Here is a 21,796-nt window from a genome sequence, read left to right as displayed (position 1 = left end):
GTAATACTATGATTTACCAATTAATAGTGACAAAATCCCAGCTGCAATTAAGGGCCCCACTGGTACACCACGGAATAAAGCAACACCAATGACGGTTCCAACCAGTAAGCCTGCTACCGTAGACGGTTGATGGGACATTAATGTGACGCCTCGGCTACCTAACCAAGAAACCGCGATCCCAATAACAATTGCCAGAATCGACTTCCAATTCAAAAATGAGCTTAATACCTCATTAGCCGTTATTTTACCACTCGCAATTGGAGCCATAACACCGATTGTTAAGATAAGTATCCCAATGGTTAAGCCATATTTTTCAATCCATGGAAAATAATTATTTAATGGTGTTATTCTAACCACCAATAAAAATAGCATCGCAAGGGTGACGGTCATATTATGACTAATGATACCTAACCCGGCTAAGACCAGTAAAATGATTAATGTTGGATCAACATGACTCATAGATTTGTCCCTGTAAAACGCACAATTATAATTTATTAGCAGCAACTAGGCCGATTTAAAAACATGTTATTGGCTCATCATCAAAGAAGCAAATATTAACACCAACTCTTTTTATTTTTATGGCGACGATATTTTTAATTAATAAAAAACCTTACTATCTCCACACAATTAATTAACTAAAGTGCGACATTTTAGTTGTTCTTTATTATCTCTATAATACTTCTCGAAAGATGGCATCTCAGCATATTTCACGGCAACAAGCTTAATTGTATAAAAATTAGCATGGTAATGCAGATAATACCCACCCCTGAAAAAACTTAAGCTAAATATTCGGAATATTCATCACTGTTTATTTTTTTATTTCTACGTTTTTCTTATATTTATCATTATAAAAACCAACTTGTGGTGCCTTTTGCTGAAGATAGTCCTAAATACCTTTACAACCAGACAATTCATCTCAATTGCGTATAATAAGCAAAGACAATTAATACAGAAAAATCATAACTTAGCATTATTTATAATTTTAATGATTTGAATGGTTGTGCGACGCTCTGCATAAGCACAATTATTAGGATTAAGAATATGAACCAATCTTTATCGCCCTATTCAAACGCGCGCTTTATTGCTATTCGCTTAATCCCTGGCGAAGACGCACTTTTAACATTAAGACATAAAATTGAGCAGCATGGCCTACAAGCTGCATTCATTGCTAGCAGTGTCGGTAGCTTAACTGACGTTGCACTACGTTTTGCAGGCCAAGAAGATACCTTTCACACAACAGGTAAATTTGAAATTGTTTCATTAATTGGCACTTTAGATGCCAAAGGCGAACACCTGCATTTAGCTGTCTCTGATGAGCAAGGGCAAGTCCTCGGTGGTCATATGATGCCGGGTTGCACAGTTAGAACAACATTAGAACTGATTATTGGGGAACTGGAAAAGGTAAATTTCATTCGTGAACCTTGCCCGTTATCAGGCTATGAAGAGCTTATCATCACTTCTCGCTAATTTTATTATTCCATTACTGTAAGGAATGACTTTGTCATGGCTAAAACGTCGATTATTTCTAGTCGTACACTGACTTTAATTGTTTTTTCTATTGCCATTAATATGGTTATTGGCCAATTAAGTTCAATGCTAAAACTGCCTATTTTTCTGGATTCTATAGGAACATTAATTTGTGCGTTATTAGCAGGCCCTTGGGTTGCGTTATTAAGTGGTTTATTAACTAATTTATTATGGGGTTTACTCAGTGGGCCAATTGCCGCTGCATTTGCGCCTGTTGCGATGATGATTGGCCTTAGCGCTGGGTTATTAGCTCGCGCAGGTGGTTTTCGCACCTTACCAAGAGTGGCTCTATCCGGTGTAGTGATCACTTTTGCGTTAATGATAGTTGCTGTTCCTATTCGCACATACTTATTTGCAGGAACAACCGGTAGCGGAGCTGACTTCTTTGTCGCGTATTTCCATGCTGTTGGCGATAACTTATTAGAATCGGTAGCAATTACGGTATTAGGCGCCAATATTGCGGACAAAGTTGCATCTGCCATTATTGCTTGGTTACTCGTTCGACAATTACCAGAACGTGTCCAACGTAATTATCCAAATATGGCGAAGGTAAGTTAAATGCATCCATTCACCTCGCTAACAATTTGGTTTTGGCTCAGTGTAAGTTCGCTTTTCTTACCACTGAGCTGGCTATTAATTGTGCTTGGTTGCAGTACTTTCGCTGCTTTATTACTTTGGCGACCTGCACGTCATCGTTGGAAAATTGTTACATGGATTATGCTCCCCATGGCGGCAGGGCTTTGGTTAATTCACGGGGGTTGGCTAGCCCAGCTATTAACCGGCGACACCTTAAAAAATAGCCGCCCTGAATTTGCACTGGCATTGTGGTTTAAGTTATTAACGATTATTAGCGCTTCTCAGCTTTGGTTACAATATGTACCGACTGAACGCTTTATTCGTGCGTTGTTTGCTAGCCGTTTACCTGCTAGTTTTGCATATCTACTCGCAGGTCCGTTATTGCTTGCAGAACAATTTCGTCAGCAATTAAACACCATCCGTGAGGCACAATTGGCAAGAGGCGTTCCCCTTGATGGGCGCTTTTGGCAACGTGTTATATCATTACCTGCCCTATTATTTCCACTTGCCAGTAATACCCTTAGTGATTTGAGTATTCGTGGAGCCGCATTAGACATGCGTGGTTTTCGCTATTGTGCTAAACGCACGACATTGAACCCACCTACGGATAGTTCATTCCAAGCCCTACTTAGGTATGGGCTAGTTTTGTTAATTTTTATTGAAGGTGGTCTCTCTCTGTGGTGGTGAATCTACAACAAATGCGCTTCATTCCACAAAGCGCGGAGCAGTCCTTATTAGGGCCGATTGATCTTCAGCTTAATGCAGGCCAATGGCTATGTGTATTTGGTGGTAATGGCAGCGGGAAAAGCACGCTAGCACAAATACTTGCAGGTTGGCATAGTGACCTTATTCAAGGGAAAATAGAAGGAACCGCTGAGGTATTACAAGCCCCCTTGGCTGACAGCTCTGTGGTTCAGGTATCTATATCACGCCAACTTGTTCAGCAATCCCCTCAATTACAACTCTCAGGTTGCGCGTTTACCGTTGAACAGGAAATTGCGTTCGGGCCTGAAAACCTTGGCTTATCACCCAGTGAAATTAGTGAACGAGTTGAACACGCGATTGCACTCACGTTTTGTGAAGCTCTACGTAAGCGCCATCCTGCGACATTATCGGGCGGTGAAGCACAACGTGTCGTGTTAGCAAGTGCATTAGCGATGCAACCTAAACTCCTCTTGCTCGATGAAGCCTTTAGTCGGCTAACACCCAGTGCAACACAGCGTATTTTAGCGCAATTGCAACACTATACAGAACACACAAACTGCAGCATTATTTTTTTTGAACGCAATTTATTACCTGCCATCAGTTTCTGTGATTCATTCCTTTTATTGAGTACCGGCAAAGCCTTTTTAGAATCTGGAAAAGTGGTTGCTACAGGCTGTTTGGATGATGTTTTTCTTGATGCTATTGAAACAATCAATATGCCAGAGGCTTGGCGTGCTATAGGTGAATTGGCCAAATTAGGGCATTGGCGAGAAACAATTCCCCACAATGAAGCACAATTGCTACAGATGTTTAAGGAGCGGAATGTTACAGATTAAAAACCTGAGCTATCGTTGGCCCAGCTCTACTATTGATAATATACAATCTTTATCTCTATCTATTCACTCTGGTGAATGGGTCGCTTTAGTTGGGGATAATGGTGCAGGTAAATCAACATTATTACGCCTTCTCGCGGGGTTATTACGCCCTACACAAGGTGATATTCAGCTTGATAGCCAACCGCTTAACCTTCTTTCCTCACCACAAAGAGCCAACCATATCGGTATTTTATTCCAAGAAGCTGAGAAACAAATTTTTCATAGTTGTGTGCGTGATGAGATTGCTTTTGGTTTAAAACGCCAGAGATATCATAAACGTGATATTCACGCACGAGTACAGCAAGCACTTGAAATTTGTCACCTAGCCGATGTAGCAGATAAACACCCTTTAGATTTACATGCAGGCCAACGCAGGATGGTTGCTGTTGCCTGTTTAGAGGCTGTTTCACCTAAGTTATTGCTGCTTGATGAGCCAAGCCGTGACTTCGACGCTTTTTGGCTACGCAAATTTGAGCATTGGCTAACCTTGCAGCGCGAAAAAGGGGTAACCATCGTTTCTATTAGCCACGACCTTGATTTTGTTGCCCGCCATTTTCAACGCGTATTGCATTTATCAAATGGAGAACTCATCGCTGACGGTCAGCCAGCTGAAATATTAAGCCATCCAGAGTTACAAGTCGAAAGCCCATTGCCCGCGCCTACATTGATGTCACTTAGTCAACAACTACAAATAAAGACTACTGATACCGTTCTCTCATCATGGATTACACATTTTATTAGCCAACAATCACCCTCGATTAGCGACTAAAAAAATAGCCTGCAATGCAGGCTAAAATCTCATTCAAATTATAGGAAATTGATTAATCTAGCTGTACGCCAATACGGCGTGCGACTTCTTCGTAAGCTTCGATTAAGCCACCAAGGCTCTGACGAAAACGGTCTTTATCCATTTTATTGAGCGTTTCTTTATCCCATAAACGGCTGCCGTCTGGCGAAAACTCATCGCCTAATACCACTTGGCCTTTATACAAGCCAAACTCCAGTTTAAAATCGACTAAGATTAGCCCTGCATCCGCAAAGATTTTACTGAGCACTTCATTGGCTTTGTAGCTTAGCTCACGCATTTTTGCCAAGTTTTCTTTGCTCACCCAACCAAAAGTCTCACAGTACGATTCATTCACCATTGGGTCGTGTTTGGCATCGTCCTTTAAAAATAAGTCAAATAGTGGCGGATTTAACACCATGCCTTCTTCAACACCTAAGCGTTTGACTAGTGAACCGGCTGCACGGTTACGGATCACACACTCAACAGGCACCATGTCTAATTTTTTCACTAGAGCTTCAGTGTCAGACAATAATGCTTCCATTTGTGTTGGAATACCAGCGGCTTCTAATTTGCTCATAATGAAATGGTTAAATTTGTTATTTACCATACCTTTACGGTCAAACTGCTCGATACGCTCACCATCGAGTGCTGATGTATCATTACGGAACTCCAGAACCAAGAGATCAGGATCCTCTGTGGTATAGACTGTTTTTGCCTTACCACGATACAACTCAGCTTTCTTTTGCATCTTACACACTCCAGGGATGTGATTAAACTAAACAAAAATCAACCTGCACAGCAGATTCAGATAAGTAACAGAAGAACAAAAGCCAATTAAATGGCCTATTCATTGTTAATTTTCTGCTCTGTTTCAGTCAGTTACTGAAATTCACCACGTAAAACGCTAACTAGCTGATATTCAATATTTTATAATTAACTGCTAATCATGATAATAAAATTCCCGAGTAGACGCAAACGATTACTTAACCATAAACACTGATTTTTTGTCCATTTGTTTTAGGTGAAAACATGAAAGATAAAATTAGCCGACCAGAGAAGGAAAATTGAAATTGATGAAATGCTATTTAATAACTAACTAAGTATATAGATTACGAGTAGCATGAAATAAACAAAATACAGAGCTGATAACCACCAGCCTATGCGTATGAAACTTAATATCTTTACCCTAATACAACTCCATCCAATTTAAATAAAAAAACCGCAGCTTGTATTTAAGCTACGGTTTAATTAGTCACCTCAAAATGTTGAATTATTACTTTTTGGCAGGTGCTTTACTAAATGCTGCTTTCAGCGCTGCAACCATTTCATCATTTTGTTTTTGTGTTAAAGGCACACCTTTGGTGGTGATAAATTGCAGTGTACTACGGTTATTTAAGTCACCAACCTGCACTTTATAATCTGCTTCTGGCACAGTGGGGTCATCAATACCCAAAGCCTGCCATTCTGAGCTGCTTAAACCTTTGTAAGTTACCATCACAGAACCACTTGAGCGCGTACGGTCACCCACTTTCATACCAACACTTTCTAAGGTGTGAGGTAAACGTTCCCATACTGCATCAAATGGCGCACGAACCACAACTAAAGGTAAGCCAGTATCGTCACTACCGGTTTGAACATCAATGATACCATAAGCATTTTGGATGCTATTTTTGTTTGAAGTATCACGTAACGTATATAAGTTATCGGTTAATTCATTCAATAACAGCTTGTTATAACGTTGAGTTTCGACAACATCCGTAATTGTCTCCCCCCCTTGACGTAAGCCTAAGCTAGTTACCGTTAATGCCATCATACCGTTTTCTGGTTGCACCGTAACTTTATGGCGACTCTCAATCGGTACGTTTTCATCTGCGCGATCCCATTTCACCCAATCGGTTTCAATTGAGCGAGAGCCATCGTCTTTAGATGAAACTGGAATCCCTCTTTGCTCTAAGATCATCGTAACTTGTGACCAAAGCGCACTATTTTCAGGTGTATTTTCTAGCAACAAACGACTTGCTTGAGCGCTATCCTCTGTACGAGAACCCGCTAATTGCGAAATTGTCAGTACTGGTGGACGAATGTCTAACGCTTTTCCTATTGCCCCTGTTGATGTGGCTTTAGGGATATCATACTCACCATTTTGTTCTGGTAATGTAAGCCCCTGTGGCACATTCAACACTTTCAATGGCGCAGCATTGAGATATTCCTCATCACCACTGACCTGTCGTTTATAGCGCTGATCGCTGGAGCAGGCTGCCAGTAACACGACAAGTGACAGGCCAGCAACCTTCATAACCTTCGATTTTTGCAATAATGTTGCCATTAAAATTCCCTAAATTTTACAGTAATCCAGCGAGTTTCAAGGCTTCCTCAACTTTTTGCTGGCCCGAGGTGGTTAACGGTGTCATTGGCAACCGTAATGTCCCATCTGCAATCAGGCCTAAGCGGTGGCAGCCCCATTTCGCTGGAATTGGATTTGGTTCAACAAATAACTGAAGATGAAGCCCCATCAGTTTTTTATTTAATTCACGCGCCTCAGTATATTTGCCTGCAAGCGCTAAGTCACACATTTTTACCATCTGTGCGGCCGCAACGTTAGATGTGACTGAAATAACACCCTTTCCACCCAACTGCATGAAGTCAAGCGCCGTAGCATCATCACCCGTTAACAGCACAAAATCGTCATCAACCAGCTCTTTGATTTGATGAACCCTTGCTAAGTTCCCTGTCGCTTCTTTAATTGCGACAATATTCTTCAATTTTGCTAAGCGCCCCACGGTTTCTGGCAGCATATCGCAACCTGTGCGTGATGGTACATTATAAAGAATCTGTGGCAAGCTGGTGTTTTCTGAAATTGCCTTAAAGTGTTGATATAGCCCTTCTTGAGAAGGCCTATTATAATAAGGTGTTACCGTCAGGCAAGCAACTACACCACTGTTTTCAAACTCATTTGTCAGCGAAATAGCTTCAGCGGTAGCATTTGCACCAGCTCCTGCAATAATAGGAATACGGCCATCTGCTAATTCAAGCGTCGCTTTCACGACATCCACATGTTCTTTGTGCGTTAAGGTTGCTGATTCGCCAGTTGTACCAACAGAAACAATCGCAGTTGTTCCGCTTTCAACATGATAATCCACCAACTTTTTCAGGCTGGCTTTATCTAAACGCCCTGCCGAATCCATTGGTGTAATAACTGCAACAATGCTTCCCGTTAAAAAATCTTTATAATTTGCGTTTCCATTAGCCATAGCGATACCCCCTTAATAATTGAACTACCATGTTACTTTTTCATTTCAAAGAAGAAAACCACTCAATAGCAAGAATTTAATGAATTTTGTTAATGCCGAGGACATTAACTTAAATAGAAGTAATAATTCACTGATATTTCTCGCAAGAGTCTATTTATCCCCTTGGCAGATTGCCTTTTTTATGGTTTCCTTACCCTCATAGTCAGTCAGTTGTTAGCGCTAGAATTTTACTGCTATATTCTAATTAAATGTTTAACTGACATAATTAAAATACTAAGGAATAGACTTTGCCTAAGACTGAACAGCAATTTCTTGTCATTACTGCGCTGGGAACAGATCGTCCGGGCATTGTGAATACCATTACACGCCTCGTCAGCGAGTGTGATTGTAATATTGAAGATAGTCGCTTAGCGATGTTTGGCAAGGAATTCACCTTCATTATGATGTTATCAGGCAGTTGGAATGCTATCACTCTTTTAGAGGCGACATTGCCACCTAAAGGTGCCGAGCTCGACTTGCTCATCGTAATGAAAAGAACTCAGAGCGTGCAAACAACCTATTACCCATCGACAGTAACAGTGAATGTTGTTGTCGACGACGCACCTCGTATTGTCGAGCAATTCACAAATTTATTCACAACCTCGCAATGTAATATCGCGGAGCTTGTTTCTAAAACACAACCAGCCAATAATGATATGCCCGCTCAACTGGAAATTCAGATTACTGCACACGATCCGTTGGACGATAATGGCATAATTATAAAAAATAAATTTCAACAACTGTGTACAATGCTAAATGCTAAAGGCAACATAAGTATTGTTAACAACCCCAACATGCAAAGTTAACGGAGATATATGTAATGAACCCATTGAAAGCCGGTGATAAGGCGCCTCAATTTAGCCTTCCTGACCAAGATGGTGAGCTCATCAATCTTTCTGATTACCAGGGTCAGCGCGTATTAGTTTACTTTTATCCTAAAGCGATGACTCCTGGCTGTACTGTTCAAGCGTGTGGTCTACGTGATGAAATGGATACACTTAAAGCGAAAGGTGTCGAAGTATTAGGTATTAGCACAGACAAACCAGAGAAACTGTCTCGTTTCGCTGAAAAAGAGATGTTGAACTTCACTTTATTATCAGATGAAGACCACCAAGTATGTGAGCAATTTGGGGTTTGGGGTGAAAAACAATTCATGGGGAAAACCTATGATGGTATTCATCGCATTAGCTTCCTTGTTGACCCTACTGGGAAAATAGAACACGTCTTTGACAATTTTAAAACCAGTAACCACCACGAAATCGTGCTTGATTACATCAATACACACGCTTAATCGTTACTTCTTAGTGCTGTATGCCCCCATACAGCACTATTCCTAACCTAGTTCGTTGATTCCGTTGGCTCTTCCGGCCATACATGAATCACCGCTTTAATCAGTGTTGCTAATGGTATTGCAAAAAACACGCCCCAAAAGCCCCATAACCCACCAAACACCACAACAGATAAAATAATCACTAGCGGATGTAAATTCACGGCTTCAGAAAATAATAAAGGCACTACAACGTTGCTATCCAAACCTTGAATGACTAAATAAGCCAACATTAAGTACCAAAATTCACTGCCAATACCGTACTGAAAGAGCGCAACAATAACCACGGGGATCGTGGCTGCGACCGCACCAATATAAGGGATTAATACCGCCACCCCGACAAGAACCGACAACAATACGGAATAACGCAAGTCAAAGTAAGCAAAACATAAATATGTTGCTCCCCCAACAATCACCATTTCCGTGACTTTTCCTCGCAAATAATTAGTGATTTGTTCATTCATTTCGACCCAAACTTTACCCACTAACAAACGATTTTTCGGTAACAGCTTGAGAAAGCTTTTGCTAATACGCTCTTTATCTTTTAAAAGAAAGAATGTCATCAACGGCACTAGAACTAAGTAAACCGCTAAAGTAAAAATACCAATTAATGAAGCAACTGACGCTTTAACCACTGAGTCTGCAATACCCGACATACGACTACGCAGGTTATCTGACATCATATCGATAATACCGACATCCACTAATGCGGGATATTGCTCTGGCAATTTTTGTGCAAATTCATTGAAACGGTTAACCATATTTGGCAGATCGGCCATCAAATTAATCCCTTGCTGCCATGCGGTTGGTGCAATAATTAAAATAACCATGGCACTTATTCCGGCGAATAAGGTCAAAATGATACCGACAGCAACTGAACGGGATAACCCTATGCGTTGTAATAAATTGGTTGGCCATTCAAGCAAATAAGCTAAAGCAATTGCCGCCAGCAATGGAGCCAGTATACTGCTGAAAAAGAAGATGATTACAAACCCCGATACGAGTAATGTAAAGAGGGCTATGGCTTGTGGGTCAGCAAAACGCCGACGATACCACTGTAAAAACAATTCCAGCATTTATTGCTCCTAGGGAATAACACAAAGGACAGTTCCTAAAGTAACGAAAATTATACCGAAGAACAGATTTTACGATAGCTTTTGCTATCATGTGTTTTAAACTTTTCGCATTTTTAGGTGCCTTACTTAAAGCACACCCGAAATAAAGTCGGTACTTACCCTAAATTAAAATGTTGTATGGGATACTCACGTTTCATGAAGAAAAATTTAAAATATCCATTATTGGCTTTCATGATCGCTGCGCTAATGAACGGTGCAGTTTTACCTGCTTATAGTGCAATTGAAGATACCTTACCCGATATAGGAACTACAGCAGGAGGCACACTTAGCATCAACCAAGAAATTATTATGGGAGATGCTATCACACGACAAATACGTGCCAGCACCCCTCTTATTTATGACCCATTGTTAACCCAATATGTTAACAAACTTGGCATGCGGTTAGTGAAAAATGCCGACTCAGTTAAAACACCGTTTAAGTTCTATTTAGTCAACAACCCCAATATTAACGCATACGCCTATTTTGGGGGCAATGTAGTGCTGCACTCCGCATTGTTCCGGTACAGCCAGAATGAAAGTCAGCTAGCATCCGTCATGGCGCACGAAATATCTCACGTTACGCAAAGGCACCTTGCGCGAATGATGGAAGATCAAAAAAGTACCACTCCTCTCGCGATTGCTGGGACCATTGGTTCTTTACTGTTAGTGATGGCGAATCCTCAAGCCGGTTTTGCCGCTTTAACAGGAACAATGGCAGGGGTTCAGCAAGGTATGATCAGCTTTACCCAAGCCAATGAGCAAGAAGCTGATCGTATTGGCTTGCAGACATTAAGACGCTCTGGCTTTGACCCGCATGCGATGGCTGATTTTATGCAAACAATGTCAGACCAAACTCGCTATATGTCAAAGCCCCCTGAAATTCTATTAACGCACCCCTTGCCGGATAGCCGTTTAGCTGATGCAAGAAACCGTTCGAATCAATATCCTAAAGTGAGTGTGCCATCATCACTGGACTTTATGTTAGCCCGAGTTCGTATTTTGGCTATGTATAGTACCGAGCAAAAACATGCTTTAGACCAAATCATTGAAAACTATGGTAAAGGTTCTGCACAAGAACAAATTGCAGCGCAATACGGTAAAGCGCTACTACTTTCTCAAGACAAAAAGTACGCAGAGGCAGGAAAAATCCTGACAGAGCTATTAGCGAAACAACCCGATAACCCTTGGTTTATCGATAGCATGACTGATGTTGATATTGAACAACATCAAGTCTCTAGAGCGGTCTCTCGTTTACAGAATGCTTTGAAAAAATCACCGAAAAATACCGTATTTATTGTCAACCTTGCCAACGCATTAATTAATAATCATCAATATAAAGAAGCAACAACCTTACTGAATAAATATACGTTTGATTACCCAGATGACCCGATTGGCTGGGATTTACTGGCAGAAGCGTCCGCAAAACAAGGTAAGCGTACCGAAGAACTTGCTGCTTACGCAGAAGGAATGGCGTTACGGGGTAACTATGACACTGCAATTAATTATCTCAGTGATGCTAGCCGTCAAAGCCGTTTAGGCAGCTATGAACAACAGCGTTATGACGCTCGCATTGATGAGCTTAGAAAACTACAATTACGTGACAAAAATGCAAAACCGTAAGGAATTATAATAATGACGGATTCGATTAAGATTTACCACAACCCACGCTGTTCTAAAAGCCGCGAAACCTTAGCCCTTTTAACTGATAAGGGTATTGTTCCCACCGTGATCGAATATTTAAAAACGCCCCCAACGGCTGCTGAAATCAAAAAACTCCTTAAAATGTTAGGCTTTAAAGATGCTCGTCAATTAATGCGCACCAAAGAAGAGCTGTATAAGGAATTGAATTTAAACGATGACAGCTTAACACAGGATCAACTCGTTAAAGCAATGAATGAAAACCCTAAATTGATTGAACGCCCTATTGTTGTTAATGGTGATAAAGCACGTTTAGGTCGTCCGCCTGAGCAGGTCTGTGAAATCTTATAAACTCTATTTTGGCAGCTATACGGCTGCCAACTCATTTAATTAACTAGAGTTTTAAAATATCTTTTACGAAAGGAATCGTTAATTTGCGCTGAGCAACGATTGATGCATGGTCAAGTTTGTTTAAGATATCAAACAACGTTCCCATTTTTCTATCTAGACGTTTTAATACAAAACGGCAAACATCTTCTGGTAATTCAAAACCACGGATGCGAGCGCGTAATTGTAGTGCCCAAATCTTATCTTCGTCACTCAGTGGGTGCAATTTATAAATTTGCCCCCAATCAAGGCGAGAGGCTAAATCGGGTAATTTCAGTTCGATTTGCCGAGGAGGCCGGTCCCCAGTAATTAATAGACAAGTGCGACCAATTTCCAAAATACGATTATACAAATTGAAAATCGCCATTTCCCACTCTTCATCACCCCCGATGCACTGAATATTATCAATACAAACGAGTGATAAATGTTCCATACCGTCTAGTACTTCAGGAACAAAATACGCACGTTTATCTAAAGGAACATAACCGACCGCAATGCCTTGTTCAGACAACTCTGCACAAGCTGCGTGCAGTAAATGGCTTTTCCCACCGCCTTCACGCGACCAATAATAGATATAACTGCCATGTGGTTGATTAATAGCAGATTGAATAGCAGACAGCAACGCCCCATTTTCCCCTGCATAAAAGCTCGCAAAGGTTTCATCATCTGGCAGATATAGTGGTAATGAAAGCTGTGATGGTGTGTTCAGAAGCGCCTCTGGCTGTACAAATCAATTTTCATCTAGCAGTTTACCATAAAAAACACGGATAGATGAATAAGAACGGTGACCAAATGCCGTTCAAACAATTGAACGGCATTATGGAAAATTGTGTGGCTTATTTTTTATTGCTATCAAGCTCTTGGACTTCAGATGTCACAAATTGCTTTTCAGGCCTAACAAACGTTATAAAACGGAATAATAATGCCATAAAGATCCCGACTATCGTTGCCAGTGCCATACCTTTGAGTTCAGCTTGACCAATATGGATAACGGCTCCGCTGACACCAATAATTAAAATCACTGAGGTTAAAATCAAATTTTGTGGCTTGTTATAATCGACTTTTGAATCAATCAACACACGAATACCTGATGCACCAATCACCCCGTACAATAAGAGTGAAACCCCACCCATCACAGGCACAGGCACTAATTGGATAGCGGCCGCTAATTTACCAACACAAGATAACAAAATGGCGATTACCGCAGCGCCACCAATGACCCATGTGCTATATACCTTGGTAATAGCCATTACACCAATATTTTCACCATAAGTGGTGTTCGGTGTTGAACCAAAGAAACCGGAGATCACCGTAGAAAACCCATTTGCAAACATTGAGCGGTGTAAGCCTGGCGACTTCATTAAATCACGTTCAACAATATTTGCTGTCACCACTAAATGCCCCACGTGTTCAGCAATAACGACTAGCGCGGCAGGTAAAATGGTTAAAATAGCAAACCATTCAAAACGCGGTGTATAAAACGTTGGGATAGCAAACCACGGCGCTTCAATAACTGGGGTAAAGTCCACAATACCCATAAAATAGGACAATGCATAACCCGCTAAAAAACCGATTAAAATTGGAATGATAGATAAAAATCCACGGAAAACGACAGCGCAGAGAATAGTGACTGATAACGTGGTCAGAGAAATAATTAACGTGTTCGAATCGACCGCAGCCCCATCTTTAGGCAATAGCCCAGCCATACCTGCAGCCGTTTGAGCTAATTCTAAACCAATTACGGCTACGATTGCCCCCATGGCTGCTGGGGGAAACATAACGTTTATCCACCCTCTTCCTGCAACTTTAACAATCAGCGCAACAATACAGAATAGCACGCCACAGATAATAAAGCCGCCAAGCGCCAGTTCATAACCTAATGGTAATAAAATCAGCACTGGGGAAATAAATGCAAAACTTGAACCTAAATAAGCAGGTATTTGCCCTTTACAAATAAACAGATACAGCAGCGTTCCGATCCCATTAAACAGCAAAATTGTAGCGGGGTTTACACCAAACAGAATCGGTACGATAACGGTTGCGCCAAACATAGCAAATAGGTGTTGAAGGCTCAGTGGTATAGTTTGTAATAATGGGGGTCTTTCTTCAACACTGATGGTGCGACGTGTCATTTGACTTTATCCTCTTTTAGCGAAATGGCTAATCACTGAATAAGCAGTGAGTCTCTACAATTAATCAAAAAAAAGCCGACTTCTCAGTCGGCTTATCATTATTTAGTACCAAATATCTTGTCGCCCGCATCACCGAGACCCGGAACGATATATCCCTCTTCATTTAAATACTCATCAATTGAAGCGGTATATAATTCAACATCTGGATGCGCAGCTTCCAACGCTTTTAAACCTTCAGGCGCTGCAACAAGAACTAAGATTTTAATCGAGGTACAACCCGCATTTTTTAATAAATCAATGGTAGCAATCATTGAGCCACCCGTCGCTAACATTGGGTCGACCACTAATGCCATACGCTCTTCAATGTTAGACGCGAGTTTTTGGAAATAAGGGACAGGCTGCAGTGTTTCTTCATCACGATAAACACCTACCACACTGATACGTGCACTTGGAATGCTATCTAATACACCGTTCATCATACCAATACCCGCACGAAGAATTGGTACTACAGTGATTTTCTTACCTTTAATTTGTTCTATTTCTACAGGACCACACCAACCATCGATAGTCACTTTTTCAGTTTCAAGGTCAGCAGTTGCTTCATAAGTCAGTAGGCTACCAACCTCTGAGGCCAGTTCACGAAAGCGTTTTGTGCTTATATCATGATCTCGCATCAGGCCGAGTTTATGTTTAACGAGAGGGTGTTTTACCTCAACGATCTTCATGGGTTTCTCCTACTATTTAAGACGGCGGCGGACAAAAAAATCGCCGGATTATACCTCTTTTAGCTTTGGTTGCCACTAGATAACGCTTGATTTTGGTCAAAACAACAACGATTAACATCATTTTTTTTAAATTATACCTCATCTCAGTTAAGTTGAAATTGGCTAAACCGCAAATTTGATTTAAATAAATACATTTATTATTTTGCTGTACAACTTCTATAACGTTCTCCATTCTTTGATTGTACGTACCCAAAAATTTCCAACACAAAGCTATCGCAAACGTTTGCCTAGCCTGTTAGAATAATGTCAATGATGTTATTTTTCTCAAAAATGTAATTGCCTTGGGGGCCGTAGTGACTGATAAAACCTCTCTCAGCTATAAAGATGCCGGTGTTGATATTGATGCGGGTAACGCCTTGGTTGAACGTATTAAAGGTGTCGTAAAAGAAACCCGCCGCCCAGAAGTCATGGGAGGTCTTGGGGGATTCGGTGCATTATGTTCCCTACCACAGAAATACCGTGAGCCCGTTTTAGTTTCAGGCACTGACGGTGTCGGTACCAAATTACGCTTAGCAATGGATTTAAAACGTCATGATTCCATTGGAATTGACCTCGTGGCAATGTGTGTCAATGACTTGATTGTTCAAGGCGCAGAGCCCCTGTTCTTCCTTGATTATTACGCGACCGGTAAACTGGATGTCGATACCGCTGCGAGTGTGATTACGGGTATCGCAGAAGGTTGTAAACAATCGGGTTGTGCGTTAGTGGGTGGTGAAACCGCCGAAATGCCAGGAATGTACCATGGCGAAGACTACGATGTAGCGGGTTTCTGTGTGGGAGTTGTTGAGCGCTCAGAAATCATCGATGGTAGCAAAGTGAGTGCCGGAGATGCCTTAATTGCTTTAGCCTCTAGTGGCCCACATTCAAATGGTTACTCGCTGGTTCGCAAGATCCTCGAAGTCAGTCAAACCAATCCAGAAGAAACTCAATTAGATGGGAAATCTTTAGCTGACCACTTATTAGAACCAACACGCATTTACGTTAAAAATGTATTAGAGCTGATCGCAAACAGTGATATCCATGCAATTGCCCACATTACTGGCGGTGGTTTCTGGGAAAATATTCCTCGCGTACTGCCTGACAACACACAAGCCATTATTGACGGTAGCAGCTGGCAATGGCCTGCTGTCTTTAACTGGCTACAGCAAGCTGGTGATGTGAGCACTCATGAAATGTACCGTACCTTCAACTGTGGTGTGGGAATTATTATTGCTCTGCCACAGCAGGAAGTTGAAAATGCACTTGCTCTGTTGAACAAGCTTGGTGAAAACGCATGGCAAATCGGTACAATTGGCGCATTACCCGCGGGTGAAGAGCAGGTTGTGATCCGCTAATGAAAAAAATTGTTGTCCTCATTTCTGGCAGCGGTAGTAATTTGCAATCATTAATTGATAGCTGCCGCACTGGGGCAATTGGCGCTCACATTGTTGCTGTCATTAGCAACCAAGCCAATGCTTATGGGCTTGTTCGAGCACAACAGGCTGGAATACCAGCCTGTTTTTTAGATGCCAAACAGTATACTGACCGCCAAGCATATGATGCTGCATTACTCGCACAAGTCGACCAATTTCAACCTGATTTAGTCGTATTAGCGGGTTTTATGCGTATCTTATCAGCCCAATTCGTCAACCACTTTGCTGGTAAATTACTCAACATCCACCCTTCTTTGTTACCGAAATACCCCGGTTTACACACGCACCGTAAGGCGCTGGAAAATGGGGATAAAGAACATGGCACATCCGTTCATTTCGTTACCGAAGAACTGGATGGTGGACCCGTTATTTTGCAAGCCAAAGTGCCTATCTTTGAACAAGATACCGAAGACGATATTATCGAGCGGGTAAAAACCCAAGAACATATGATTTACCCATTAGTCGTTGAGTGGTTCATTAGTGGCCGATTAGCAATGCAAAATGGTAAGGCTATGTTAGATAACAAAATTTTACCGCAACAAGGTTATGCTAACGAATAATATTCGTGATGACCAAAACTTCATTTCAAGGGTGGGTAACCACCCTTTTTCTTCGCATTCACATAAAAACACGACCGCAAGCTATTACATAAAAAACATTAGCGTTGGGTAACGTGAACTATTTTTCAACAAGGTGATAATCTCTCTGTGCTGTGTCATTATTTTATCGCAAATAAATGTTATCCTTATAGTCGAAGAACAAAACCATTTTCCTAACTAAATAGAGGTATTTTTATGACGATCGGGCAAGTTCATCCGTTTAGGTTGCGCCCACTTGAACGTGAAGATTTAGCATTCATTCACCAGCTTGATAACAATGCCAGTGTTATGCGCTATTGGTTTGAAGAACCTTACGAAGCTTTTGTTGAATTAAGCGATCTTTACGATAAACATATTCATGACCAGTCTGAACGCCGCTTTATCGTTGAAAATGACAGTGAGAAAGTTGGCCTAGTTGAGTTAGTCGAAATTGATTATATTCACCGACGCTCTGAGTTTCAGATTATCATTGCTCCGAGCCATCAAGGGCATGGCTATGCGAGTCGTGCTGCAAAATTAGCAATGGACTACGCGTTTTCCGTACTAAACTTATATAAACTTTATCTTATTGTTGATAAAGAAAATGTTAAAGCTATCCATATTTATAATAAACTAGGCTTCCATACTGAAGGTGAATTGATCGACGAATTTTTTGTCAATGGTCGTTATCACACCGCTATCCGTATGTGTATTTTTCAGCAGCAATATTTTACGATGAAGCAACAATTTGCCAATCCTGAAAGTGTTATTACCCAAGATAAAGCAATTAAACAACACATTTAGCTAACTGACTGGTATCATAGCCATAAAGTAACAAGAGTCTAATACGGAGTTAGAATGTCCCAAGAACGTCTCTATCATGAAAAAGAGTTAAGCTGGCTGTCTTTTAACGAGCGTGTTTTACAAGAAGCAGCCGACAAGCGTAACCCTCTTATTGAGCGAATGCGTTTTTTGGGAATTTATTCTAATAATCTAGACGAGTTTTATAAAGTCCGCTTCGCCGATGTTAAACGCCGTATTTTAATCAATGAAGAGCGCGGTTCGGCAAGCGGTGCTCGCCACTTATTAAAACGAATTCAGTCAAGAGTTGCCAAACAAGAACAAGAATTCGACATTCTCTATAATGACTTATTATTGGAAATGGCGCGCAATCAAATATTCTTAATTAACGAACGTCAAATTTCACCTCGCCAACAGATTTGGTTACGCCAGTATTTCCGCCAGAATCTGCGCCAGCATATTACGCCAATATTAATTAATCCTGATACCAATCTCGTTGAATTTCTAAAAGATGACTACACTTATCTTGCTGTTGAAATCATCAATGGCAATCAGATTCAATATGCACTATTGGAAATTCCATCCGATAAAGTACCGCGGTTTGTTAACCTGCCTCCGGAAATGCCAAAACGTCGCAAGTCGATGATCCTAATTGATAATATCCTTCGCTATACGCTCGATGAAATTTTCAAAGGCTTCTTTGATTACGATAAGCTCAATGCCTATTCGATGAAAATGACGCGTGATGCAGAGTACGACATCGCAACAGAGATGGAATCGAGCTTGCTCGAAATAATGTCATCCACATTAAAGCAACGTTTAACCGCAGAACCCGTCCGCTTTGTCTATCAGCGTGATATGCCTGACGAAATGGTTGCTCTTTTACGTGAAAAACTGGGGCTATCCAACGATGACTCCGTGATTGCCGGTGGTCGCTACCACAATTTTAAAGACTTTATTAATTTCCCTAATGAAGGAAATAAAAACCTATTAAACAAGCCATTACCAAGGCTGCGTCACCGCTGGTTTGATAACTTCCGTAACGGTTTCGATGCCATTCGCGAACGCGATGTACTGTTATATTATCCCTACTATACCTTTGAACATACTTTAGAATTATTGCGCCAAGCGTCTTTTGACCCGAATGTATTATCGATAAAAATTAATATTTACCGTGTTGCAAAAGACTCACGCATTATCGATTCTGTCATTCATGCCGCCCATAATGGAAAAAAAGTCACGGTGGTCGTTGAGTTACAAGCACGATTTGATGAGGCCGCTAATATTCATTGGGCAAAACGATTAACTGAAGCGGGCGTACATGTTATTTTCTCCGCGCCAGGGCTGAAAATTCATGCAAAATTATTTATTATCTCACGCATGGAAGAAGGCCAAATCGTGCGTTATGCCCATATTGGTACGGGCAATTTTAACGAAAAAACCGCTCGGCTTTATACCGATTACTCCCTACTCACTGCAAATGAGCTGATCACCAACGAAGTTCGGCGGGTCTTTAGTTTTATTGAAAATCCTTATCGTCCAGTGACTTTTGATAATTTAATGGTGTCACCACAAAATACACGTATTCGTTTGATGGCCTTAATTGACCAAGAAATCGAAAATGCGCTCGCTGAACGGCCCAGTGGCATTACATTAAAAATTAACAACTTAGTCGACAAAGAATTGACTGACAAACTGTACGATGCCTCCAACGCAGGTGTCAAAATTCGTTTGTTAGTCAGAGGGATGTGCTCTTTAGTCGCCGGCCAAGTCGGCTACAGTGAAAATATTCAGGTAACCAGTATTGTTGACCGCTTCCTTGAACATGACCGTGTTTATGTTTTCACCAATGCGGGTGACGAAAAAGTCTTTATTTCTTCTGCTGACTGGATGACCCGCAACATTGATTACCGCATTGAAGTCGCCGTTAGCTTAGTCGACCCGCATTTAAAACAACGGGTATTGGATATTTTAGAGCTGCAATTTAGTGATACTGTTAAAGCACGTTATGTTGACAAAGATTTAAGTAATCATTATGTTCCCCGCGGAAATAAACGTAAAATTCAGGCCCAGCTTGCTGTGTATGATTATTTAAAATCAATCGAAACACCGGATACAAGAGCTTAAAAATATGCCAATAACCAACGCCTCAACACCGAGACCACAAGAAATTGCGGCTATAGATTTAGGTTCAAACAGTTTTCATATGGTCATAGCTCGCATCGTTAACGGTGCATTGCAAGTTCTCACACGGTTAAAAAAGCGTGTTCATCTTGCTGATGGCCTAAGTGATACCAATGAATTAAGTGAAGAAGCCATGGAACGTGGGCTTGCCTGCCTCGCGTTGTTTGCCGAACGGTTACAAGGCTTTCCCCCTGAAAACGTGTGCATTGTTGGCACTCACTCATTACGTGTAGCAACGAATGTAAAACTGTTTTTGCAGCGCGCGAAAGAAATCATGCCTTACCCTATTGAAATCATTTCAGGCCAAGAAGAGGCACGGTTGATTTTTATGGGAGTTGAGCACACTCAACCCGAAAAAGGCCGTAAATTAGTACTCGATATCGGTGGTGGTTCAACAGAGTTAGTTATTGGTGAAAAATTTGAGCCGCTTTTGATTGAAAGTCGCCGTATGGGCTGTGTTAGCTTTGCCCGTACTTACTTTCCAAATGAAGAAATTACCCCTGAATTTTTTAATCGAGCCTACCTAGGGGCTTGCTTAAAGTTAGAAAGCACCGCAATTTTATTTAAGAAACAAACTTGGGACGTTGCGATGGGCGCCTCGGGCACCATCAAAGCTGCCCATAGTGTGATACAAGAATTAGGTTATAAAGACGGTATTATTACACGGGAACGTCTTATCGAAATCAAGCAAATGGCGCTGAAATATAAGTCATTTAGCACCCTGAATATATTAGGCCTATCGAATGAACGTAAACACGTATTTGTTCCTGGCTTAGCGATTTTACTTGCCGTATTTGATTCATTAGAAATTAAAGAGTTACGTTTATCTGACGGTGCATTGCGTGAAGGTGTTTTGTATGAAATGGAAGGCCGCTTCCGTCACCAAGATATCCGCCAGCGTACTGCTTTAAGCCTTGCTGAGCATTATAATATCGATAGAGAGCAAGCTAAACGCGTATTAAAAACCATGGAAGAACTCTATTTCCAGTGGGGGCAACAAAACCCCAAGCAACTTAACCCACAGCTGGAATCCATTTTAATATGGGCAGTTATGCTCCATGAAGTTGGGTTAAGTATTAATCATAGTGGTATGCACCGCCATTCTGCTTATATTTTGCAAAATACCAACTTACCGGGTTTCAACCAAGAACAGCAGTTATTACTGGCAACATTGGTGCGTAACCATCGAAGGGCTATCAAGTATGACGATATCCCTAAATTTAATTTATTTAAAAGAAAACAATTTATGCCGCTTATTCAAATTTTGCGGCTAGCCATTTTGTTAAATAACCAACGCCAATCTACCACAATCCCCTCTTCGTTACGGATAGAAACGGATGATGGGCACTGGACTCTCTATTTACCATCTGAATATCTCGTACAAAATACATTGATGATATTGGATTTAGAAAAGGAAAGTGGCTATTGGGAAGATGTCCCCGGTTGGTCGTTAACAATTTGTGCAGAAAATGAGTGATTTGCGGCCATTATTGTAGTGATTTATGCTTATTATACATCACTGATGACTTTAAAATCACCGCTTATTTGACTCAACTATTTGATATATTATTTAAATAGGCGACAATAATGATAATAAATTTCGTCCGCTCGCAGACGAATTCATAAAAAGCGCTTTTGCGCTGCTATTGCTTTAAGGATTAAAATGTCACAACCTGC

Annotated in this window: 21 protein-coding genes and 1 pseudogene; 14 read left to right on the top strand and 8 right to left on the bottom strand. The window is 41.1% G+C overall.

Features of this window, described 5'->3' with window-relative positions:
• Window positions 1–6: 6 nt before the first annotated feature.
• Window positions 7–459 carry a DUF441 domain-containing protein gene (locus tag PSF28_RS11395; RefSeq protein WP_004911348.1) on the bottom strand — a complete coding sequence of 151 codons (453 nt, stop codon included), beginning with the start codon at window positions 457–459 and terminating at the stop codon, window positions 7–9.
• 582 nt (window positions 460–1,041) lie between these two features.
• Between PSF28_RS11395 and PSF28_RS11390 the strand changes: the two genes are divergently transcribed.
• The 5 genes and pseudogenes from PSF28_RS11390 to PSF28_RS11370 form a co-directional block, all read left to right on the top strand.
• On the top strand, window positions 1,042–1,467 hold the full coding sequence (locus PSF28_RS11390; RefSeq protein ID WP_210836291.1) for a PPC domain-containing DNA-binding protein: 426 nt from the start codon (window positions 1,042–1,044) through the stop codon (window positions 1,465–1,467).
• Window positions 1,468–1,503: 36 nt separating this feature from the next.
• The gene (locus PSF28_RS11385) at window positions 1,504–2,085 is read left to right on the top strand and encodes an ECF transporter S component (RefSeq protein WP_272685074.1); all 582 of its coding nucleotides are present in this window, start codon (window positions 1,504–1,506) and stop codon (window positions 2,083–2,085) included.
• Window positions 2,086–2,790: an energy-coupling factor transporter transmembrane component T gene (locus tag PSF28_RS11380; protein WP_210836295.1), complete on the top strand. Its 705-nt coding sequence runs from the start codon at window positions 2,086–2,088 to the stop codon at window positions 2,788–2,790.
• Window positions 2,781–3,644, top strand: coding sequence for an energy-coupling factor ABC transporter ATP-binding protein (locus tag PSF28_RS11375; protein WP_272685073.1), 864 nt, complete (start codon window positions 2,781–2,783; stop codon window positions 3,642–3,644). The genes PSF28_RS11380 and PSF28_RS11375 overlap by 10 nt, the downstream gene beginning before the upstream one ends.
• Window positions 3,631–4,272: pseudogene (locus tag PSF28_RS11370) on the top strand (energy-coupling factor ABC transporter ATP-binding protein); the annotation flags it as partial. The gene PSF28_RS11375 and the pseudogene PSF28_RS11370, both read left to right, overlap by 14 nt.
• A 232-nt stretch (window positions 4,273–4,504) precedes the next feature.
• Here the strand turns inward: PSF28_RS11370 and purC are convergent.
• The 3 genes from purC to dapA form a co-directional block, all read right to left on the bottom strand.
• Window positions 4,505–5,218 (bottom strand): phosphoribosylaminoimidazolesuccinocarboxamide synthase, encoded by a 714-nt coding sequence (gene purC, locus PSF28_RS11365; protein WP_004911363.1) that lies wholly within the window; start codon window positions 5,216–5,218, stop codon window positions 4,505–4,507.
• 525 nt (window positions 5,219–5,743) lie between these two features.
• Window positions 5,744–6,796 carry an outer membrane protein assembly factor BamC gene (bamC, locus tag PSF28_RS11360; protein ID WP_004911365.1) on the bottom strand — a complete coding sequence of 351 codons (1,053 nt, stop codon included), beginning with the start codon at window positions 6,794–6,796 and terminating at the stop codon, window positions 5,744–5,746.
• A 16-nt stretch (window positions 6,797–6,812) separates the two neighbouring features.
• Window positions 6,813–7,721: a 4-hydroxy-tetrahydrodipicolinate synthase gene (gene dapA, locus PSF28_RS11355; RefSeq protein WP_210836306.1), complete on the bottom strand. Its 909-nt coding sequence runs from the start codon at window positions 7,719–7,721 to the stop codon at window positions 6,813–6,815.
• A 287-nt stretch (window positions 7,722–8,008) separates the two neighbouring features.
• On the opposite strand from dapA, the gene PSF28_RS11350 reads away from it, so the two are divergent.
• A complete protein-coding gene (locus PSF28_RS11350; RefSeq protein WP_004253549.1) occupies window positions 8,009–8,566 on the top strand; it encodes a glycine cleavage system transcriptional repressor in 558 nt (185 codons plus the stop codon).
• Between the two features lie 14 nt (window positions 8,567–8,580).
• Window positions 8,581–9,051: a thioredoxin-dependent thiol peroxidase gene (gene bcp, locus PSF28_RS11345; RefSeq protein ID WP_004253548.1), complete on the top strand. Its 471-nt coding sequence runs from the start codon at window positions 8,581–8,583 to the stop codon at window positions 9,049–9,051.
• A 47-nt stretch (window positions 9,052–9,098) separates the two neighbouring features.
• Here bcp and PSF28_RS11340 read toward each other — a convergent pair whose 3' ends face one another.
• Window positions 9,099–10,163 (bottom strand): AI-2E family transporter, encoded by a 1,065-nt coding sequence (locus tag PSF28_RS11340; protein WP_210836307.1) that lies wholly within the window; start codon window positions 10,161–10,163, stop codon window positions 9,099–9,101.
• A 195-nt stretch (window positions 10,164–10,358) separates the two neighbouring features.
• Here PSF28_RS11340 and PSF28_RS11335 point away from each other — a divergent pair, with 195 nt between their 5' ends.
• Together PSF28_RS11335 and arsC are read left to right on the top strand one after the other, a co-directional pair.
• A complete protein-coding gene (locus tag PSF28_RS11335) occupies window positions 10,359–11,822 on the top strand; it encodes a beta-barrel assembly-enhancing protease (RefSeq protein WP_210836311.1) in 1,464 nt (487 codons plus the stop codon).
• Between the two features lie 12 nt (window positions 11,823–11,834).
• The gene (gene arsC, locus PSF28_RS11330; RefSeq protein WP_210836313.1) at window positions 11,835–12,191 is read left to right on the top strand and encodes an arsenate reductase (glutaredoxin); all 357 of its coding nucleotides are present in this window, start codon (window positions 11,835–11,837) and stop codon (window positions 12,189–12,191) included.
• Between the two features lie 43 nt (window positions 12,192–12,234).
• On the opposite strand, the gene hda is transcribed toward arsC, so the two are convergent.
• From hda to upp, 3 genes are all read right to left on the bottom strand, one after another.
• A complete protein-coding gene (hda, locus tag PSF28_RS11325) occupies window positions 12,235–12,936 on the bottom strand; it encodes a DnaA inactivator Hda (protein ID WP_210836344.1) in 702 nt (233 codons plus the stop codon).
• 127 nt (window positions 12,937–13,063) lie between these two features.
• Window positions 13,064–14,359: a uracil permease gene (gene uraA, locus PSF28_RS11320; RefSeq protein ID WP_210836314.1), complete on the bottom strand. Its 1,296-nt coding sequence runs from the start codon at window positions 14,357–14,359 to the stop codon at window positions 13,064–13,066.
• Window positions 14,360–14,457: 98 nt separating this feature from the next.
• The gene (gene upp, locus PSF28_RS11315) at window positions 14,458–15,084 is read right to left on the bottom strand and encodes a uracil phosphoribosyltransferase (protein ID WP_004253541.1); all 627 of its coding nucleotides are present in this window, start codon (window positions 15,082–15,084) and stop codon (window positions 14,458–14,460) included.
• A gap of 353 nt (window positions 15,085–15,437) precedes the next feature.
• On the opposite strand from upp, the gene purM reads away from it, so the two are divergent.
• The 5 genes from purM to PSF28_RS11290 all read left to right on the top strand — a co-directional run bounded on the left by purM (window position 15,438) and on the right by PSF28_RS11290 (window position 21,596).
• Window positions 15,438–16,478, top strand: a complete 1,041-nt coding sequence (gene purM, locus PSF28_RS11310; RefSeq protein WP_272664748.1) for a phosphoribosylformylglycinamidine cyclo-ligase — start codon at window positions 15,438–15,440, stop codon at window positions 16,476–16,478.
• Window positions 16,478–17,116 (top strand): phosphoribosylglycinamide formyltransferase, encoded by a 639-nt coding sequence (gene purN, locus PSF28_RS11305; protein ID WP_272685072.1) that lies wholly within the window; start codon window positions 16,478–16,480, stop codon window positions 17,114–17,116. Before purM ends, purN begins: the two co-directional genes overlap by 1 nt.
• A gap of 234 nt (window positions 17,117–17,350) precedes the next feature.
• Window positions 17,351–17,938, top strand: a complete 588-nt coding sequence (gene speG / locus PSF28_RS11300) for a spermidine N1-acetyltransferase (RefSeq protein WP_272685071.1) — start codon at window positions 17,351–17,353, stop codon at window positions 17,936–17,938.
• Between the two features lie 54 nt (window positions 17,939–17,992).
• Window positions 17,993–20,062: a polyphosphate kinase 1 gene (ppk1, locus tag PSF28_RS11295; protein ID WP_210836319.1), complete on the top strand. Its 2,070-nt coding sequence runs from the start codon at window positions 17,993–17,995 to the stop codon at window positions 20,060–20,062.
• 4 nt (window positions 20,063–20,066) lie between these two features.
• Window positions 20,067–21,596 (top strand): exopolyphosphatase, encoded by a 1,530-nt coding sequence (locus PSF28_RS11290; RefSeq protein WP_210836321.1) that lies wholly within the window; start codon window positions 20,067–20,069, stop codon window positions 21,594–21,596.
• Window positions 21,597–21,796: the final 200 nt, after the last annotated feature.

The sequence above is a fragment of the Providencia sp. PROV130 genome (assembly GCF_028482225.1).
Classification (GTDB): Bacteria; Pseudomonadota; Gammaproteobacteria; order Enterobacterales; family Enterobacteriaceae; genus Providencia; species Providencia rettgeri.
Note: the sequence above shows the minus strand (reverse complement) of the source record. Positions and strands in the feature narration are given on the sequence as shown.

Excerpts from the sequence above, each read along its gene's own strand:
- PSF28_RS11395 (WP_004911348.1), bottom strand. The coding sequence starts at position 459 with ATGAGTCATGTTGATCCAACATTAATCATTTTACTGGTCTTAGCCGGG.
- PSF28_RS11390 (WP_210836291.1), top strand. The coding sequence starts at position 1,042 with ATGAACCAATCTTTATCGCCCTATTCAAACGCGCGCTTTATTGCTATT.
- PSF28_RS11385 (WP_272685074.1), top strand. The coding sequence starts at position 1,504 with ATGGCTAAAACGTCGATTATTTCTAGTCGTACACTGACTTTAATTGTT.
- PSF28_RS11380 (WP_210836295.1), top strand. The coding sequence starts at position 2,086 with ATGCATCCATTCACCTCGCTAACAATTTGGTTTTGGCTCAGTGTAAGT.
- purC (WP_004911363.1), bottom strand. The coding sequence starts at position 5,218 with ATGCAAAAGAAAGCTGAGTTGTATCGTGGTAAGGCAAAAACAGTCTAT.
- bamC (WP_004911365.1), bottom strand. The coding sequence starts at position 6,796 with ATGGCAACATTATTGCAAAAATCGAAGGTTATGAAGGTTGCTGGCCTG.
- dapA (WP_210836306.1), bottom strand. The coding sequence starts at position 7,721 with ATGGCTAATGGAAACGCAAATTATAAAGATTTTTTAACGGGAAGCATT.
- bcp (WP_004253548.1), top strand. The coding sequence starts at position 8,581 with ATGAACCCATTGAAAGCCGGTGATAAGGCGCCTCAATTTAGCCTTCCT.
- PSF28_RS11340 (WP_210836307.1), bottom strand. The coding sequence starts at position 10,163 with ATGCTGGAATTGTTTTTACAGTGGTATCGTCGGCGTTTTGCTGACCCA.
- PSF28_RS11335 (WP_210836311.1), top strand. The coding sequence starts at position 10,359 with ATGAAGAAAAATTTAAAATATCCATTATTGGCTTTCATGATCGCTGCG.
- arsC (WP_210836313.1), top strand. The coding sequence starts at position 11,835 with ATGACGGATTCGATTAAGATTTACCACAACCCACGCTGTTCTAAAAGC.
- uraA (WP_210836314.1), bottom strand. The coding sequence starts at position 14,359 with ATGACACGTCGCACCATCAGTGTTGAAGAAAGACCCCCATTATTACAA.
- upp (WP_004253541.1), bottom strand. The coding sequence starts at position 15,084 with ATGAAGATCGTTGAGGTAAAACACCCTCTCGTTAAACATAAACTCGGC.
- purN (WP_272685072.1), top strand. The coding sequence starts at position 16,478 with ATGAAAAAAATTGTTGTCCTCATTTCTGGCAGCGGTAGTAATTTGCAA.
- speG (WP_272685071.1), top strand. The coding sequence starts at position 17,351 with ATGACGATCGGGCAAGTTCATCCGTTTAGGTTGCGCCCACTTGAACGT.
- ppk1 (WP_210836319.1), top strand. The coding sequence starts at position 17,993 with ATGTCCCAAGAACGTCTCTATCATGAAAAAGAGTTAAGCTGGCTGTCT.
- PSF28_RS11290 (WP_210836321.1), top strand. The coding sequence starts at position 20,067 with ATGCCAATAACCAACGCCTCAACACCGAGACCACAAGAAATTGCGGCT.